Origin of the sequence: Halalkalibacterium halodurans (assembly GCF_005671335.1) — a bacterium.
GTDB classification, from domain to species: domain Bacteria; phylum Bacillota; class Bacilli; order Bacillales; family Bacillaceae_D; genus Halalkalibacterium; species Halalkalibacterium halodurans.
In genome coordinates, this window is record NZ_CP040441.1 from 554,263 (window position 1) to 570,077 (window position 15,815).

Annotated in this window: 12 protein-coding genes and 1 riboswitch; of the genes, 10 read left to right on the forward strand and 2 right to left on the reverse strand. The window is 44.8% G+C overall.

What is annotated here, in order from left to right; translation table 11 throughout:
• Window positions 1-9: 9 nt before the first annotated feature.
• The 6 genes from FED51_RS02770 to FED51_RS02795 all read left to right on the forward strand — a co-directional run bounded on the left by FED51_RS02770 (window position 10) and on the right by FED51_RS02795 (window position 9,578).
• Window positions 10-1,548 (forward strand): tagaturonate reductase, encoded by a 1,539-nt coding sequence (locus FED51_RS02770; RefSeq protein WP_053432206.1) that lies wholly within the window; start codon window positions 10-12, stop codon window positions 1,546-1,548.
• Window positions 1,532-2,815: a glucuronate isomerase gene (locus FED51_RS02775; RefSeq protein ID WP_053432207.1), complete on the forward strand. Its 1,284-nt coding sequence runs from the start codon at window positions 1,532-1,534 to the stop codon at window positions 2,813-2,815. The genes FED51_RS02770 and FED51_RS02775 overlap by 17 nt, the downstream gene beginning before the upstream one ends.
• A gap of 88 nt (window positions 2,816-2,903) precedes the next feature.
• Entirely contained in the window at window positions 2,904-7,034 is a 4,131-nt protein-coding gene (locus FED51_RS02780; protein ID WP_053432208.1) for a right-handed parallel beta-helix repeat-containing protein, read from the forward strand.
• A gap of 167 nt (window positions 7,035-7,201) precedes the next feature.
• On the forward strand, window positions 7,202-8,326 hold the full coding sequence (locus tag FED51_RS02785) for a prenyltransferase/squalene oxidase repeat-containing protein (RefSeq protein WP_010896673.1): 1,125 nt from the start codon (window positions 7,202-7,204) through the stop codon (window positions 8,324-8,326).
• A 92-nt stretch (window positions 8,327-8,418) separates the two neighbouring features.
• Window positions 8,419-8,745: a cupin domain-containing protein gene (locus FED51_RS02790; RefSeq protein ID WP_175414298.1), complete on the forward strand. Its 327-nt coding sequence runs from the start codon at window positions 8,419-8,421 to the stop codon at window positions 8,743-8,745.
• An 89-nt stretch (window positions 8,746-8,834) separates the two neighbouring features.
• Complete coding sequence (locus FED51_RS02795) at window positions 8,835-9,578, forward strand: Cof-type HAD-IIB family hydrolase (protein ID WP_010896675.1); 744 nt, start codon at window positions 8,835-8,837, stop codon at window positions 9,576-9,578.
• Between the two features lie 57 nt (window positions 9,579-9,635).
• On the opposite strand, the gene FED51_RS02800 is transcribed toward FED51_RS02795, so the two are convergent.
• A complete protein-coding gene (locus FED51_RS02800) occupies window positions 9,636-9,785 on the reverse strand; it encodes a YjcZ family sporulation protein (RefSeq protein WP_010896676.1) in 150 nt (49 codons plus the stop codon).
• 208 nt (window positions 9,786-9,993) lie between these two features.
• Here FED51_RS02800 and FED51_RS02805 point away from each other — a divergent pair, with 208 nt between their 5' ends.
• From FED51_RS02805 to FED51_RS02820, 4 genes are all read left to right on the forward strand, one after another.
• The gene (locus FED51_RS02805; protein WP_134229509.1) at window positions 9,994-10,635 is read left to right on the forward strand and encodes a restriction endonuclease; all 642 of its coding nucleotides are present in this window, start codon (window positions 9,994-9,996) and stop codon (window positions 10,633-10,635) included.
• Window positions 10,636-10,654: 19 nt separating this feature from the next.
• On the forward strand, window positions 10,655-11,206 hold the full coding sequence (locus tag FED51_RS02810) for a shikimate kinase (RefSeq protein ID WP_053432210.1): 552 nt from the start codon (window positions 10,655-10,657) through the stop codon (window positions 11,204-11,206).
• A gap of 222 nt (window positions 11,207-11,428) precedes the next feature.
• Window positions 11,429-11,625, forward strand: a riboswitch (cobalamin riboswitch).
• Window positions 11,626-11,780: 155 nt separating this feature from the next.
• On the forward strand, window positions 11,781-13,961 hold the full coding sequence (locus tag FED51_RS02815; RefSeq protein WP_053432211.1) for a ribonucleoside-diphosphate reductase subunit alpha: 2,181 nt from the start codon (window positions 11,781-11,783) through the stop codon (window positions 13,959-13,961).
• Between the two features lie 14 nt (window positions 13,962-13,975).
• Window positions 13,976-15,013 (forward strand): ribonucleotide-diphosphate reductase subunit beta, encoded by a 1,038-nt coding sequence (locus FED51_RS02820; protein WP_053432212.1) that lies wholly within the window; start codon window positions 13,976-13,978, stop codon window positions 15,011-15,013.
• Window positions 15,014-15,089: 76 nt separating this feature from the next.
• Here the strand turns inward: FED51_RS02820 and FED51_RS02825 are convergent, their stop codons facing one another.
• Window positions 15,090-15,602 carry a GNAT family N-acetyltransferase gene (locus FED51_RS02825; RefSeq protein ID WP_053432213.1) on the reverse strand — a complete coding sequence of 171 codons (513 nt, stop codon included), beginning with the start codon at window positions 15,600-15,602 and terminating at the stop codon, window positions 15,090-15,092.
• Window positions 15,603-15,815: the final 213 nt, after the last annotated feature.

Consider the following 15,815-nt stretch of genomic DNA (forward strand, 5'->3'; position numbering starts at 1 on the left):
GGTGAAACGATGGAAAAGTTATCACATGGGCTTGTGACTAGCCGTAATATGATTCGTTATGAAAGCTCCCAATTGCCGGAGCGTGTGCTTCAATTTGGCGAGGGAAACTTTTTACGTGGATTTATCGACTGGATGATCCAGCAAATGAATAAGCAAAACGTTTTTAACGGCCGGGTTGTGGTGATCCAACCAACGCCTCACGGAAAAGTCGTACCGAAGCTGCAGGCACAGGATAGTCTCTATACGGTTTGGCTTAGAGGAATTGCGGACGGAGAGACGGTCGATCATCATGAGGTGATCACGTCGATTTCCAGGGGAATCAATCCATATACAAATTGGAAGGACGTTCTTGAAGTCGCCGCATCACCAGACATTTCGGTTGTTTTCTCGAATACGACCGAGGCTGGGCTGACGTATTTAGAAGAAGGTTATGACAAAGAAAAGGCACCCCTTTCATTCCCAGGGAAGCTTGCTGCATGCTTATGGCACCGCTACGAAACATTAGGACGGGGTGAAGGGTCGGGCCTCGTGATTATTCCGTGTGAGCTTGTTGAACAAAATGGGAAAGTCTTGAAGGAGCTCGTTTGCCGCTATGCAAAAGCGTGGAATTTTCCGCAAGAGTTTTTTACTTGGCTCGAGCGAGAAAACGAGTTTTGCCATACGCTCGTCGATCGAATCGTCCCAGGATTTCCGAGTGACACTGCAGATGAATGTTTCGAAAGGTTAGGCTACGAAGACATCCTTCTTACTGTCGCAGAACCGTATCACCTCTTCATAATCGAGGGGTCGGAGCGTGTCCGCAAGCTACTTCCCTTTAACGAAGCAGGCTTACATGTGAGATGGAACCATCTGGAGAAGCATCGCAACATGAAGGTACGCGTGTTGAATGGGACTCATACGTTTATGTTTGCCTTATCGTATCTTTCAGGTGTGGACACGGTAGGAGAAGCAATGGCAGATGAGCAGTTGTGCTCGTTTATTCGCAAAGGGTTGTTTGAAGAGATCCTCCCGTGTGTGGACGCACCGGAGCAAGAAGTGACCGCCTTTGTCGAAACGGTGCTTGAGCGATTCGAAAATCCATTTTTGCAACACCGACTAACCGATATCGGTTTAAATGCGGTGAACAAGTTTCGAACGAGGCTCATGCCAACATTCAACGATTATGTAGCGCAGACAGGAGAAGCCCCGACTTATCTGCTGTTCTCCCTTGCAGCTCTCATAAACTATTACCGTGGCGTTGAGGAAGATGGACCGTTTTTAATCGGAAGACGTAGGGAAGACCCTTATCTTATTCGTGATGACCTAAAAGTGATTGAAGCGTTCAAAGTGGGATGGCAACAGGTGAATACCGGTAAACTTTCTCTTGCTCAGTTATGTGAAAACTTATTAAGCAAAAGAGAACTTTGGGGCGTAGATCTATCAATGGAACGAAAGGTTGTTGACAAGGTAGCAGAGAGTTTACAAATAATCGTTGAAAAAGGGATGCGTCAAGCGATCAGTGGAGTTCTTAATCAAATAGGAGGGAATAACCATGTCCATAAACAGTAGGGAAGTGTTAGCGGAAAAAGTGAAGAACGCTGTCAACAATCAACCGGTAACGGATATGCACACACACCTTTTTTCACCCAACTTCGGGGAGATTTTGCTTTGGGATATAGACGAGTTGCTTACGTACCACTATCTCGTAGCCGAGGTGATGCGTTGGACCGATGTTTCGATTGAGGCATTTTGGGCCATGTCGAAACGGGAACAAGCAGATCTTATCTGGGAGGAGCTGTTCATTAAACGTTCTCCTGTCAGTGAAGCGTGTCGCGGAGTGTTAACGTGTTTGCAAGGCTTAGGGCTCGATCCAGCGACACGTGACTTGCAAGTCTATCGCGAGTATTTTGCGAAAAAAACGAGCGAAGAACAAGTAGATACGGTGTTGCAGTTGGCGAACGTTTCCGATGTTGTCATGACTAATGACCCGTTTGATGACAATGAGCGCATAAGTTGGCTGGAAGGGAAACAGCCGGATTCTCGGTTTCATGCAGCGTTGCGACTCGATCCGTTATTAAATGAATATGAACAAACAAAGCGTCGTTTGTGCGATTGGGGCTACAAGGTGAACGATGAATGGAACGAAGGGTCGATTCAAGAAGTCAAGCGATTTTTAACCGACTGGATTGAGCGAATGGACCCTGTTTATATGGCTGTTTCCCTTCCACCGACGTTCTCCTTTCCAGAAGAGTCGGACCGTGGGAGAATCATTCGTGATTGTTTGTTACCGGTTGCCGAAAAGCACAACATCCCATTTGCGATGATGATCGGGGTGAAGAAGCGAGTTCATCCGGCGCTAGGGGATGCTGGCGATTTTGTCGGCAAAGCGTCAATGGATGGAGTGGAGCACTTGCTCCGTGAATACCCAAACAATAAGTTTTTAGTTACGATGCTATCGCGCGAAAATCAACATGAGCTCGTCGTCCTTGCCCGAAAGTTCTCCAACTTGATGATTTTCGGCTGCTGGTGGTTTATGAATAACCCTGAAATCATTAATGAGATGACGAGGATGCGGATGGAGATGCTCGGCACTAGCTTTATTCCGCAACATTCTGACGCTCGTGTGTTGGAGCAGCTCATTTACAAATGGCATCACTCAAAATCGATCATAGCCGAGGTGCTTATTGACAAATACGATGACATTTTGCAAGCCGGCTGGGAGGTAACCGAAGAAGAGATTAAGCGCGATGTAGCAGATCTATTCTCACGTAATTTTTGGCGATTCGTTGGCCGGAATGATCACGTCACATCAGTGAAGGTGGAGCAGCAAACGTAAAGACAGGTACAACGGGCAGCTTCCTGCTGCTCGTTTGTTAAAACGGATTATGTAAGCGCTTTCCATTAAGGGAGAGGAGGAGCTTTTCTTGAGCATATACCTGAAAAAAATCAGTATCGTCACATTGGTCTTTCTCATTGTTTTTTCTCACTTCCCTAGGCTAGGTGTCAGTGCAAATCAGGAAGAGTTGGAAGCAGGTTGGTCGTTTCGTGCTTTTGGCGGTAATACAAGTGAGGAACGGAATCCTCCACCTGTCATTCACGAGGATGGTTCGGTCACAATGACAGCGACCGGAGGAAAGATCGCAAGCGGGGATGAAGGTCTGTCTTTTATGTATCAGGAGCTTCCACATGACGTAAACTTTACCCTTCATGCCTCGGTTGATGTTCAACATTTTAATAGCAATCAGTCGGTTAGCACGCCGAACCAAAAATCGTTCGGGTTAATGGTACGCGATGCAGTGGGAGAAGATGGGGACAGTGCAGTGCAAACGGCCAACTATGTGGCAAACGGAGCGCTAGATACGGTTATGAAGGGTTTCTATAAGGAACAAGGTGTACAAACAAAATTAACGCCTTTCTCGTCTAGTCGACCCCCTATCTCAGGCGAAACGTACGAGCTTTCGATTACCAAGTCGGGGGATGCGTATCTTTTAACGGCAAACGAGGAGTCTGAGGTCGTTTTGACGGAAGGGAACTTTGATGAGACTTTATTTGCAGGCTTTTATGTGGCTCGCGACGCAGAAGTGACTTTTCGCGACTTTTCTCTCGTCATCGATAATCGCGTCGTAGAACAATTGATTGTCGACGATCAAGACATGAAAAAAGATTATTTTGTGGGGGAACCGTTCGATCCGACTGGGCTACTCGTGACCGCTCGTTTTATGACGGGAGAGGAACAGACTTTGTCTCCTGATGATTATTTTTGGACAGGCTTTTCGAGTGCAGAGCCGGGGGCAAGGACATTAACGATCCATTACTTAGGGGCTACCGAAACCATTGAGCTTAAAGTACACCAGACTGCAGTGGAAGACCTAGCGATTTTATACTACCCTGCGAAGACGACGTATTATTTGGGCGATCATTTTGATAGAGAGGGGCTTGTCGTGATCGCTACTTTAGCGACAGGAGAGAGACAAGAGGTGCCTGAGGATGACTATTTTTTATCGTTGGACGGGGAAGTGATCGATGAGTCGTTTACGTTTTCACGGCCGGGGGAGCTGGCCGTCGACGTAACGCTGAAGGAAGACCGTGCCATGAGCACCTCGTTCGCTGTCGAGGTACGGGATGCGGCTGTCACTCACTTAGAACTTTACACCCCTCCGGAAAAGCAGCTTTATTTTATTGGTGAGGAATTAAAGATGGACGGGGCGATCGTATACGCCCATTACAGTGATCAATCGCGCGTTCGATTGCTGAGAGGTGAGTATGACGTATCAAAAATAGACTCTTCTACCAGCGGCATGCAAAAGGTGACGATTACGTATAAAGGCGTAAGTGCGTCGTTTACGGTAGAGGTAAAAGAACGAGAGATACAGGAGCTCACGATTGTTCGTTACCCAAAAACGACCTATACGGTCGGAGAGGCGTTAGCTTTAGAAGGTCTAGAAATAGGGTACCTGTTTGATAATGGAGATGTGGAGAAAGTGTCTGAAGACGAATACGAGGTGGATGTTTCTGCTTACAATCAGCAACAAACAGGGGTTTACGATCTGTTTATCCATCCGCTTAGACAAGAGGTTGCATCGATCGTTCTACCGGTCACTGTGCGGGAAGAGATCGAGTATGAGTGGAAGTCGATTCGATTTGGACAATCCACGTCCAATGCTCGAAATGTTGTGAATGACTTCGGAGATGGGACGGTTGAACTAATCGCCTTAGAAGGAGGCGGAAAGGTTACTGGGGATCACGATGGGATCACGTTCTATTACACGGAGCTTGATGCGGTAGAAGACAATTTTACGTTATCTGCCGATGTAAGGGTTAAAGAGTATGCTAAAAATCCCCATGATGGACAAGAGTCGTTTGGGGTGATGGCGCGGGATGTAATCGGACCTGCGAATGATGCCAGTGTGTTTGCCTCCAACATCGCGGCTGTCGGTGGCTATAGTGGGGGGACGCGGGAAGCAAATGGGACACAGCTCTTTGTTCGAACCGGTGTGTTAGCCAGTGACGGTGAAGGAAGCAAAGGGATTCAAAAGAAAATGCTCGATCAAGAAAAGCCGAGACCTGAAACCACTCATCCAGAGGCTTCATACAGGTTAACTTTAAAGAAAACGAACAGCGGCTTTATAGGTGCATTAAATGACGGGAAAGAAGAACTATTTTTTACACCGGACATAGTGAATGTTCAAGATTCGAAGATGTATATAGGCTTTTATACAGCACGACTAGCAACGATTGAAGTGAGCAATATTGAGCTGGAGGTGACTGCTGCCGCAACAGATTTTCCAAAACAAGAGCCACCAGAGGAACCAACCGCACCTGAATTGGATATTCTTTCTTTGTCTCGTGTTTCAAAGACGGATTATGAACTAATCGTCCGCGCAAATGTGGGCGGTTCCCTTACGATTAAGAAAGGGAATCAAACAATTGAAGAAAACCTTAACGTCGAAAAAGGAGAAATGATGACCGTTCCTACAACGGTGGCAAGCCATCAAAAGACAAATTTTAGCCTTTCCTTTATTCCAGACGATACACAGCTCCTGACGTCCTATGATCGGATCGTGAGAAACTTTACGGTGACGATGAAGACGTTTAATGAAGAAGGGGACCTTTATGTTTCTCCTGATGGTACGAGTGATGGGGATGGGACAAGAGGAGCGCCGCTAGATCTCGATACGGCGATTGATTTTATTATGGAAGGGCAAACAATTGTTGTCCTGGATGGTCATTATGTACGAGATTCGAAGCTTGAGATAAACAAGTACAATGATGGGACTCCTGATGCGATGAAAGCGCTGGTGGCTGAGCCAGGCACTCGTCCGATTATAGATTTTGATAGGCGGTCGGAAGGGGTCATTTTAAGCGGCAACTATTGGCACATTAAGGGACTTGATTTTACCCGTTCTGCTGGGAACACAAAAGGGTTTACCGTCGGTGGTAGCCACAACATTGTGGAAAATAGCCGTTTTTATGAAAATGGGGATACGGGTCTGCAAATAAGTCGTACCGATGGTTCAGAACATATTGCGGACTGGCCGTCCTATAATTTAATTTTAAATAGCACGTCGTTTGACAACCGCGACCCATCTGAAAACAACGCCGACGGCTTTGCCGCAAAGCTGACAGTAGGAGTTGGGAATGTATTTAGAGGATGTATTGCCCACAACAATATTGATGACGGTTGGGATCTTTATACGAAAGTAGGGACGGGGGCAATAGGACCAGTCTTGATTGAAGATAGCATCGCCTATAATAACGGCTTTCTCACCGATGGAACGGTCGGAGCAGGGGATAAAAATGGCTTTAAATTAGGCGGTGAAGGCATCCGTGTGCCACATATTATCCGAGGTAGCATGGCTTTCGGAAACGGAGCCTACGGATTTACGAGCAACAGCAACCCAGGTGTAATCGCAGAGCAAAACATCGCCTTCAACAATGGAGGAGGAAACTTAGACTTTACTACTTATCCTAACATTCAGCCAGACTTCACAATAGACGGATTTATTTCGTACCAGCACGATGCCAGTGCACGGGATCGTTACCCGGAAGAACTGGCATCAGACCGTAACTTCTTGTTTAATGGCCAATATTCGGAAAATAAGAACGGGGTTCGTTTAACGGATGCGAATTTTAAAAGCTTAGAGCCCACCATTCCATATGAACGGGACGATGCAGGTAACATTATTTGGGGCGACTTCCTGTCCTTCATTCCTCCAGGCGAAGAAGATGAAGAGAAAGAGATCATTGAGGCAAACGTTTCGTTTTCACCGCCGATTTTCCTGCTAGCTACCGGTCGTGGGAAAGGGGTGGCACTTGTGACGTTAGCTTTACCAGGTCCTTATAAGGCAAAAGATATTGACGTTTCCTCTCTAATTTTAAATGGGGAGGTGACTCCGGTTCGTACGATGCAAACCGGCAATCGAATGATGTTAAAGTTCCAGCGATCCGATTTAGCGCGTGTACTGGAGCGTGGACATAAAGTAGAAATACAAGTGACAGGCATGCTTCAAACCGGTGAATCATTTGTTGGCACGACGCACATTTTCGTTAAATAGTCATGTACTCACCGCGCACGATTAAGGAGCGGTGAGTCTTAGTTTCTTTGAAATATAATCATTTCTTCAGTTGTTGTCGTTTACTTGTAGAGTCAGATGCAATGATTGTTCAGTTATGAAGAAACAAAGGGTAACATGAAGCCATACTGACCATTGGGGGGAGAGCGATGGCATCATATGAATCACGGGTCGTTTGGGCTTTAATCGAAATTGAGGAGCTTATGGAATCGGTTATTTATTGGTTAGCACAAAGGTATGATTCCTCCTCTGGGGGATTTTTCTATGCTCAAAGTTCAGAGCATGTGAATGTAAAGATCCCTGATATCGAATCGACAGCCCAGGCGTTAAACATTTTAGAAAGGTACGATCTTTTAAGCGGAATGCCTGATGATGTAAGGCAGCAACTAATTGGTTTTTTTCAGATGAAGCAACAAGACACGGGTTATTTTCTCGATGACAATCCAATGATGGCAGAAGATGATGTGATGGTTGCAAGAGCTCTAAGCTACAGTTTGGGTGCTTTGAAGAAGTTAGGGGGAAAGCCTCTGCATCGATTACCAAACACAGCAGGGGCGTTGCCAAGCTATATGAAAACCCCAGAAGCTTATGGCGAGTGGCTCCGCTCGGTGAGTTTAAGCAATAGTTGGCGTGGCTGTGATCGGCTCTGTGTCTCGGGCGTGTACATTAAACAATTAACAGAGGAGAAGCGACCAATGTACTTACACGAAGCATTCTCCTATTTTGCTAGCATACAAGATCCAGTAACAGGTCTATGGGGCCAAGGGAATGACTATGTAAAAATTTCTGGTACGTTTAAGCTGTTCACCTTCTACCAACAGTTTCAAAGGCAGCTTCCTAATGAGGGAGCGATTTATCAAAGCGTTATGAAAACACTTACCGAAAAGCCCGCTAAAGACATGTGTTATGTGCGAAATTCTGTCAATTTGCTAGCTGCAATGGAGCGAGAGATAGAGCTGCCCGACGTGACGATAGTACTCGAGGCGATCGGCCTACAGCTAAAACGATTAAAGCAAAAGGATGGAGGATTTTCTCGGGAAATTTCAGGTTCACTGCCAGCTCCCAATGTAGGGCAAGTGAAAAAAGAGGAGAAATACTCGGAGTTGCCACAGCCGGTCATCCTTGGTGCTGGATTAATGGAAGGAGACATGAATGCAACAACCCAAGCGGTGCTCATTCATCGATTGTGTTATCAGCTGGCGAAGCGCCCGTTTCCTTTTGCAAAGATGGCTGGAGTACCCTTTTACTCGCTGATCAAATCAAAGGAGGCCTAACATGCTCGTGCATCCACTACCGAAAGAGAAACGGTTATAGACTGTATTTTGGACAGTAAAAGGTACAAGGAATAAGAAGGGGTGAATAAATAATGGATTTTGAACTTTGGGAGTATTCAGAGCCAGGGATCAAGCGCAAGCTGTATAAACCAGGTGAAAAACTTATGATAATGAAAGTCGTCTTTGAGGAAGGGGCAGAGGGGGCGAGTCATTCTCACCCTCATGAACAACTGACATACTGTTTAAAAGGCGATATGGAGTTTACAATTAAAGGAAAGGTGAAGCGCATACAAGAAGGAGAAGTGCTCACCATCCCACCTCATGCTGTTCATGGAGCGAAGGCGTTGGCGCCATCGATTATCCTTGATGTATTTACTCCACTTCGAGAAGATTTGCTTTCCGACACATCTTCTGTGTAATGATTTTGTAAACATGCAGACTCTCCCTTGAAGCGTCCTGTGTATTTTCGCTAAGATGAAAGAAACAAAGGGAATTGGGGGAGAACGATGTGGGAGGCCCATACAAAATTATTGCATTGGATATGGATGGAACGTTACTTTCAAGCAATCATCAAATTTCAGAGGGAAATCGGCGAGCCATTGAAGAAGCTCGTAATCATGGAGTACATGTGATTTTGAGTACAGGACGAAGCTTCATGACATCCAAGGAATACATGGAATCACTGGCCCTTGACTCGTACCATATTACCGTAAATGGCAGTGAAATTTGGCATACGTCAGGAGAATTGATTGAACGGCAAATGCTTCACGGGCAACATATTGAAACGATGTGGAAACTAAAAGAGCAACACAATACAACCTTTTGGGCTGTTTCAACCGAAAAGGTGTGGCGGGGAGAATTTCCTGAAAACATTCATGAGCATGAATGGCTTAAATTTGGTTATGATGTTCCAAATCAGGAAATAAGAGAGCAGATCGAAAAGGAATTACAGGCTCATTCCGAGCTAGAAGTGACAAACTCAAGCCCTACGAATCTAGAGATTAACGCTATGGGCGTTAGCAAAGCAAAAGCTCTAGCCACAGTGTGTGAACGACTAGGGCTTACGATGGCAAATGTGCTTGCAATGGGAGATAGTTTAAATGATTTAGCGATGATTGAAGAGGCGGGCTGTGGAGTCGCGATGGGAAACGCCCAAGAGATCGTCAAGGAAGCCGCCGATTGGGTGACTGGAACAAACGATGAGGATGGGGTGGCCCAAGCGATTCGCAAGTTTGTTTTAGACAATAGCTAATAGCTATGTAAAACGCTCAGGGAAGAAAGCACCCTGAGCGTTCTTTGTCGAGAGATCTTATTTGAACCAAGAGCAACCTACAATGATCAACAAGATGAAAAGGACAACGATTAACGCAAATCCTTTCCCGCCATGATAGCCAGCTACAGGTCCATAACCAAAACCGCAGTCAAAGCCTGCACCAGCAACAGGTCCGTACCCGTACATACAAGCACCACCTTTCTATGAGCTTACTACACCGTATGCACTTCCCATTCAATGTGGTTGGGCTAATACACAGTCTTTGTTATCGATTCACAAAACTAGGGACGCGCTATGTCCTTTGACTAGAGGCCATTAGACACAGACAACATCTGTTTGCTTCTTTTCTCTAATCCCTTTAACATAGAAAGGAAAGCGAATGGAAGGGAAATTAATGATGGAATTCACATGGCAAATTGGAATAATCGTTGTCATCACAGTTGTGCTTTTGGTTGGCTGGGTGGTTTATCGACTAAAAGAAAAGAAGCGGTACGATGTGGCAAAGATCACGATCCGTGACATTGATCGAATGGACGGGCATGAATTTGAAGATTATTTGTTCGTTCTTTTAGCGGGACTCGGCTATAATGAGACATACCAGACAAAAAAGAGCAGAGACTTCGGAGCTGATTTATTATTTAACGATTCATCTGGAGCACGCACGGTCGTTCAGGCGAAATGTCTATCTGATGCTCTCGGAGTGAAGGCGATCCAAGAAGTTTTTACCGCTAAAGTTTACTATCAAGCGGAAAAGGCAATCGTCATTACGTCAACGGAAACGATCTCGGATCCGTGCAGGCGTCTAGCGTCGGCCGCTGAAGTTAAGCTGATTGAGCGGGAAGCTTTACAGGAAATTATCGCTCTCTTTAAACGAGAGCAAATGAAGCAGGCTCAGGATGTCATAGAAGCACCACCTGAAAAGATCAAAACGACACCAGAGGATAGCTATGTTTATCCTGAACAAGATCAGCAAGTGATCCGAAGTGGAGAGTTTTATTATAAAAAGCCATCGTCATTCTTCAAACGAAGTGGGTAAGAGAAAGAGGGAAAGATACATGAAGCGAATTCCATCGGTTAGAGAGCGGAACATTGTGTTGATTGGTTTTATGGGGGTAGGGAAAACATCCGTTGGGGAACAGCTGGCTAAGCGGTTATTTCGTGATTTTATTGACGTCGATCAGGAAATTGAAAAAACATGGAAAATGAAGATTTCCGATATTTTTCGCTTGAAGGGTGAAGAAGCGTTCCGTAAAATTGAACGGGAAATGACAATTGATTATTGTACGAATACATCACTTAAAGTGATCTCGTTAGGCGGCGGCGCCTACATGCAAGATGCGATTCGCACTGCGTGTCTCGACCATTGCATCGTCATTTATTTAGATTTGTCTTGGTCCTTATGGAAGGAACGGTTAAATGTATTAATAGACAATCGCCCCGTTCTACAAGACAAAAAAGTAGAAGAAATGGAACAGCTCTTTACGAAGCGGCAACCGACCTATCAAAAGAATAGCTTTCAAGTAGAAACAGATGGCCGAGAGGTAGCAGAGATAGTATCCTATCTAGAAGAAGTGATCAAGTTAGGGTGGGAAATTTACGGATCATAAATGATTAATTATACAAATCTATGCATGGGTAATAAGCGTTCAGCAAATCACTAATCTGCGAAACCAAATTAATGATATTAACTGTAAACCAGACCTAGCAAAGGGTTCGTCTCAGGTTCCAATTTGTTCATAAATCGGTTAGAAAATTTTCCTTGCATTTCCGATGTATGTTCTTTACCATACAATATATAGAGTCAAAAGCAATTAAACATTACAATATCTAGTGTTTATGGACGGTAAGGTGCCCGAAGCGGCTTAAAAGGGAATCTGGTGCAAATCCGGAGCTGTCCCCGCAACTGTGAGTGCTACGAACGGAACGATTTGCCACTGTACATCCTCTACTTCTTGAGAAATGTATGGGAAGGCTTCTAAGTAGGTAAAGCACGAGTCAGGAGACCTGCCTTACTTCCACAAGTTTCGCATCTTCGGGGGTTGAGCATGTGAAGCGGCAAGTATAAGGCAGTGCGTGTATTCCGACTGAAAGGGAGGGGGACACGCTTGTGTATTGTACTGTCGTTTCAAGCCTTTCTCTCGAAGGAAGGTTTTTTATTTGGATTGATAGGGAGGAAATAAGATGACGATGACGATTAACAAGGAGCTCCACTGGCAAGAGCGACTGAAAGAAAGGTTTCCGCAACTAGAGGTAGAGGATGTTCTTTCTCAAGGGGCTTCGCTTGAATCGATGCGAATGAAGGCGATGGATGAAATCTCCGCCGAACAGCCGGAGTGGACGTTTATTACTGCACGTATTTATTTGGAAGAGCTGTACAACAGCGTCAAAGAGCAACGAGGGCTGGCGAAACCATATACACAGTTTTACGAACTAATTGAAGTACTTGTAGACAAAGGAATTTATGAAAAGGATCTGCTTAATCGTTATACAAAAGAGGAGATCAATGAACTCGGAGAGCATTTGAATCAAGAAAAGGACGAGCTGTTTACATACATTGGCTTAAAAACATTAGCGGACAGATACCTTGCCCGACTATATGATCGGACGTTGATGGAATTACCACAGGAACGCTTTATGGTCATTGCTATGTCTCTCATGAAAAAAGAAGTAAATAGCCAGCGTCTTTCGTTAGTGAAGGAAGCCTATTGGGCTCTCTCAAACCTCTATATGACAGTGGCGACACCGACATTTGCTAACGCAGGAAAAGCGGTAGGGCAACTCTCCAGTTGTTTCATTGATACAGTGGATGATAGTTTGCGAGGCATTTTTGATAGTTGTACTGATGCTGCGACCGTCAGTAAAAGTGGTGGTGGGCTCGGGATTTACCTAGGAAAAATTCGTGCCAAAGGATCGTCGATTAAAAATTATCAAAATGTGTCATCGGGTGTTTTGCCATGGATGAAACAGTTAAACAATGTGGCGGTGAGCGTTGATCAACTAGGTCAACGACAAGGAGCGATTGCCGTTTACCTAGACATTTGGCATAAAGACATCTTTTCTTTCCTTGATGCGAAACTGAATAACGGAGACGAGCGTCAGCGAACACACGATTTGTTCACGGCCGTTAGCCTTCCAGATTTATTTATGGAGGCAGTGGAAGCTAGAGACAATTGGTATTTGTTTGATCCACACGAAATCCGTCAGAAAATGGGCTTTTCTCTTGAGGACAGCTATGACGAGCAAAAGGGGAGCGGGACGTTCCGCGAGCGTTATGAAGCGTGTGTAAACAACCCAGATTTAAGCCGAACAGAAGTACCAGCGATCGAAATCATGAAACGAATTATGATTTCCCAGCTTGAAACAGGAAGCCCATTCATGTATTACCGCGATGAAGCAAATCGCATGAATCCAAACAAGCATGAAGGCATGGTCTATGGTTCGAACCTTTGTACGGAAATCATTCAAAATATGAGTCCTACGACAGTTGTAGAGGAAAAAACAGAAGACGGAAAAATTTTAATTACGAAGCAACCAGGCGATTATGTCGTGTGTAATTTAAGTTCCTTGTCTCTTGCTCGTGTAGTCGAAGACGATGTGCTTGAAAGGCTCATACCAATTCAAGTACGGATGCTCGATAACGTGATTGATGTGAACCGTATCGAGGTGAAGCAAGCGGAGCAAACGAACCAAAAATACCGTGCGATCGGCCTTGGGACGTACGGCTGGCACCACCTCCTTGCGAAAAAAGGAATTGCGTGGGAATCGGAGGAAGCGATTCGCTATGCAGATGAACTATACGAAACGATTAACTATTTAACCATTCAAGCAAGCATGAAATTGGCAGAGGAAAAGGGAGCGTACCCGATGTTTGCCGGATCAGACTGGGAGACCGGTGAGTATTTTGAGCGGCGTCAGTATACAACTGACAAGTGGACAGAGCTTGCAGAACAAGTAAAAGAAAAAGGACTGCGTAACGGATACTTACTTGCAGTTGCTCCAAATGCGACGACAGCGTTAATTGGCGGAACGACGGCCTCCATTGACCCGATCTTTCAAAAGACGTATGTGGAAGAAAAGAAAAACTATCGCATTCCAGTGACGGCGCCAGACCTTTCGCCAGAGACGACATGGTATTATAAATCTGCGTACCATATTGACCAAACGTGGAGCATTCGCCAAAATGGAGCCCGTCAGCGACATGTCGATCAATCAATTTCGTTTAACCTCTATGTGTCCAATACGATTCGTGCGAAAGAACTGCTGGAGCTCCACTTACTTGCTTGGAAAGAAGGATTGAAGACTACGTACTACCTACGTTCCACTTCAATGGAGATAGAAGATTGTGAAAGCTGCGCAAGCTAAGGAGGATTTTCAAAATGGAGCAGTTACAGAAACGAAAAATTTATGATACAACCGCATCCAATGCATCAACAGGCATTTTAAACGGTAAGAGCTCAAACGTGTTAAACTGGGATGACGTCCGCTTCTCGTGGGCGTACCCTCTCTATAAAAATATGCTCGCTAACTTTTGGACACCATTTGAAATCAATATGAGCCATGATGCCAAGCAGTTTCCTACTCTTACGGAAACGGAACAAGAGGCGTTCAAAAAAATCATTGGGTTGCTAGCGTTTTTAGATAGCGTACAGACCGACTATTCAATGCGAGCAGCAGAATATTTAACAGATTCCAGTCTTGCCGCCCTGATGAGCGTTCTCTCCTTCCAAGAGGTCGTCCATAACCAAAGTTACTCATATGTCTTGTCCAGCTTAGTACCGAAAGCGACGCAAGATGAGATCTTTGAATATTGGAAGCATGACGACGTATTGAAGGAGCGCAATGAATTCATCATAGATGGATACGAGAAGTTTGTGGACAATCCAACACCGAAAACATTTCTCGAATCAATTGTGTATGATGTTATTTTAGAGGGACTTAACTTTTATTCGGGCTTTGCGTTTTTCTACAACTTAGCCCGAAATCAAAAGATGGTATCCACGTCAACGATGATCAACTACATTAATCGGGATGAGCAACTACACGTCTACTTATTTACGAACATTTTTAAAGAGTTGCTCGTTGAATTCCCTGAATTGAATACGGAAGAAACCAAAACATTCGTAAAAACAACGTTAATGAAAGCAGCTGACCTTGAGAAAAACTGGTTCCGCTACATTATCGGAGACAAAATTCCAGGAATCAATCCAGAGGATATGGAGACTTACATTTCGTTTATTGCGAATAAGCGAGCCGTACAGCTAGGCATGGAGAAACCTTATCCTGAAATTAAGCACAATCCGATGAAATGGATTCGTGCCTATGAGGATGTTAACAGCGGGAAGAGTGATTTCTTCGAACAAAAATCACGCCAATATGCAAAAGTATCGGCCGATAACGGTTTCGATGAATTGTAAAGTACAAAAAAGCAACTGGGACATGCCAATCCCCCGGTTGCTTTTTTACGTTAAACACACATAGATTAGGTTAGCTTTATCCAATAACGCTGGATCGCAATCCCCGCTCATCTACTACCTCTGAGTCGAGAACACCGACGTTCCTTTGAATGGTCCGAGCCGATGGAAGATTTTCTTTATCACATGTAATGAGAACTTTTTCCAAGCCAAGTGCAGCGGCTTTTTCGAGTCCGAGCTTTAACATCAAAGTCGCGTAACCTTTGCCACGTTCGCTTGGGCGGATTCCATAGCCGATATGTCCGCCGCGATGGTGTAGCCAGTCATTAAGTGTGTGGCGAATATTAATTGCTCCAATTAAGCGCTTCTGTTCATGAACTAGCCTATAGGTTGTGTTGGCGACTCGATTCGCGGGAAGGTTAACTCCGTGTTGATAATCCTTAAGCGTCTTCAGTAAATGCTCAAACGGGATAGGATTTAATCTTAAGGTAAAAGGAATAGGCGTTTCTCCTGAATTTCCCCATTCTTTAAGCATGTCGAGATAGGCGTTTTGATACGCAAGGCTTGGTAGAATTAAAGTGGCGTTCTCCATCACATGTCCCTCTTCTCTAGTATTTTTTCTTATTGTAGGACAAGGGGTTGTACGTTTCAACGGATTTTACCGATTGGATTAGGAGGAAGGAAATGACTTGTAAAGATTTTGTTCAGAAATGATAAATATGTTTATGTATGCTCGGTGAATGACAAGAAATGGAGGGGAAGAGGGCTTTTTTCCCCCTGTTTTTAAGCATAATGCAAAAAGCAG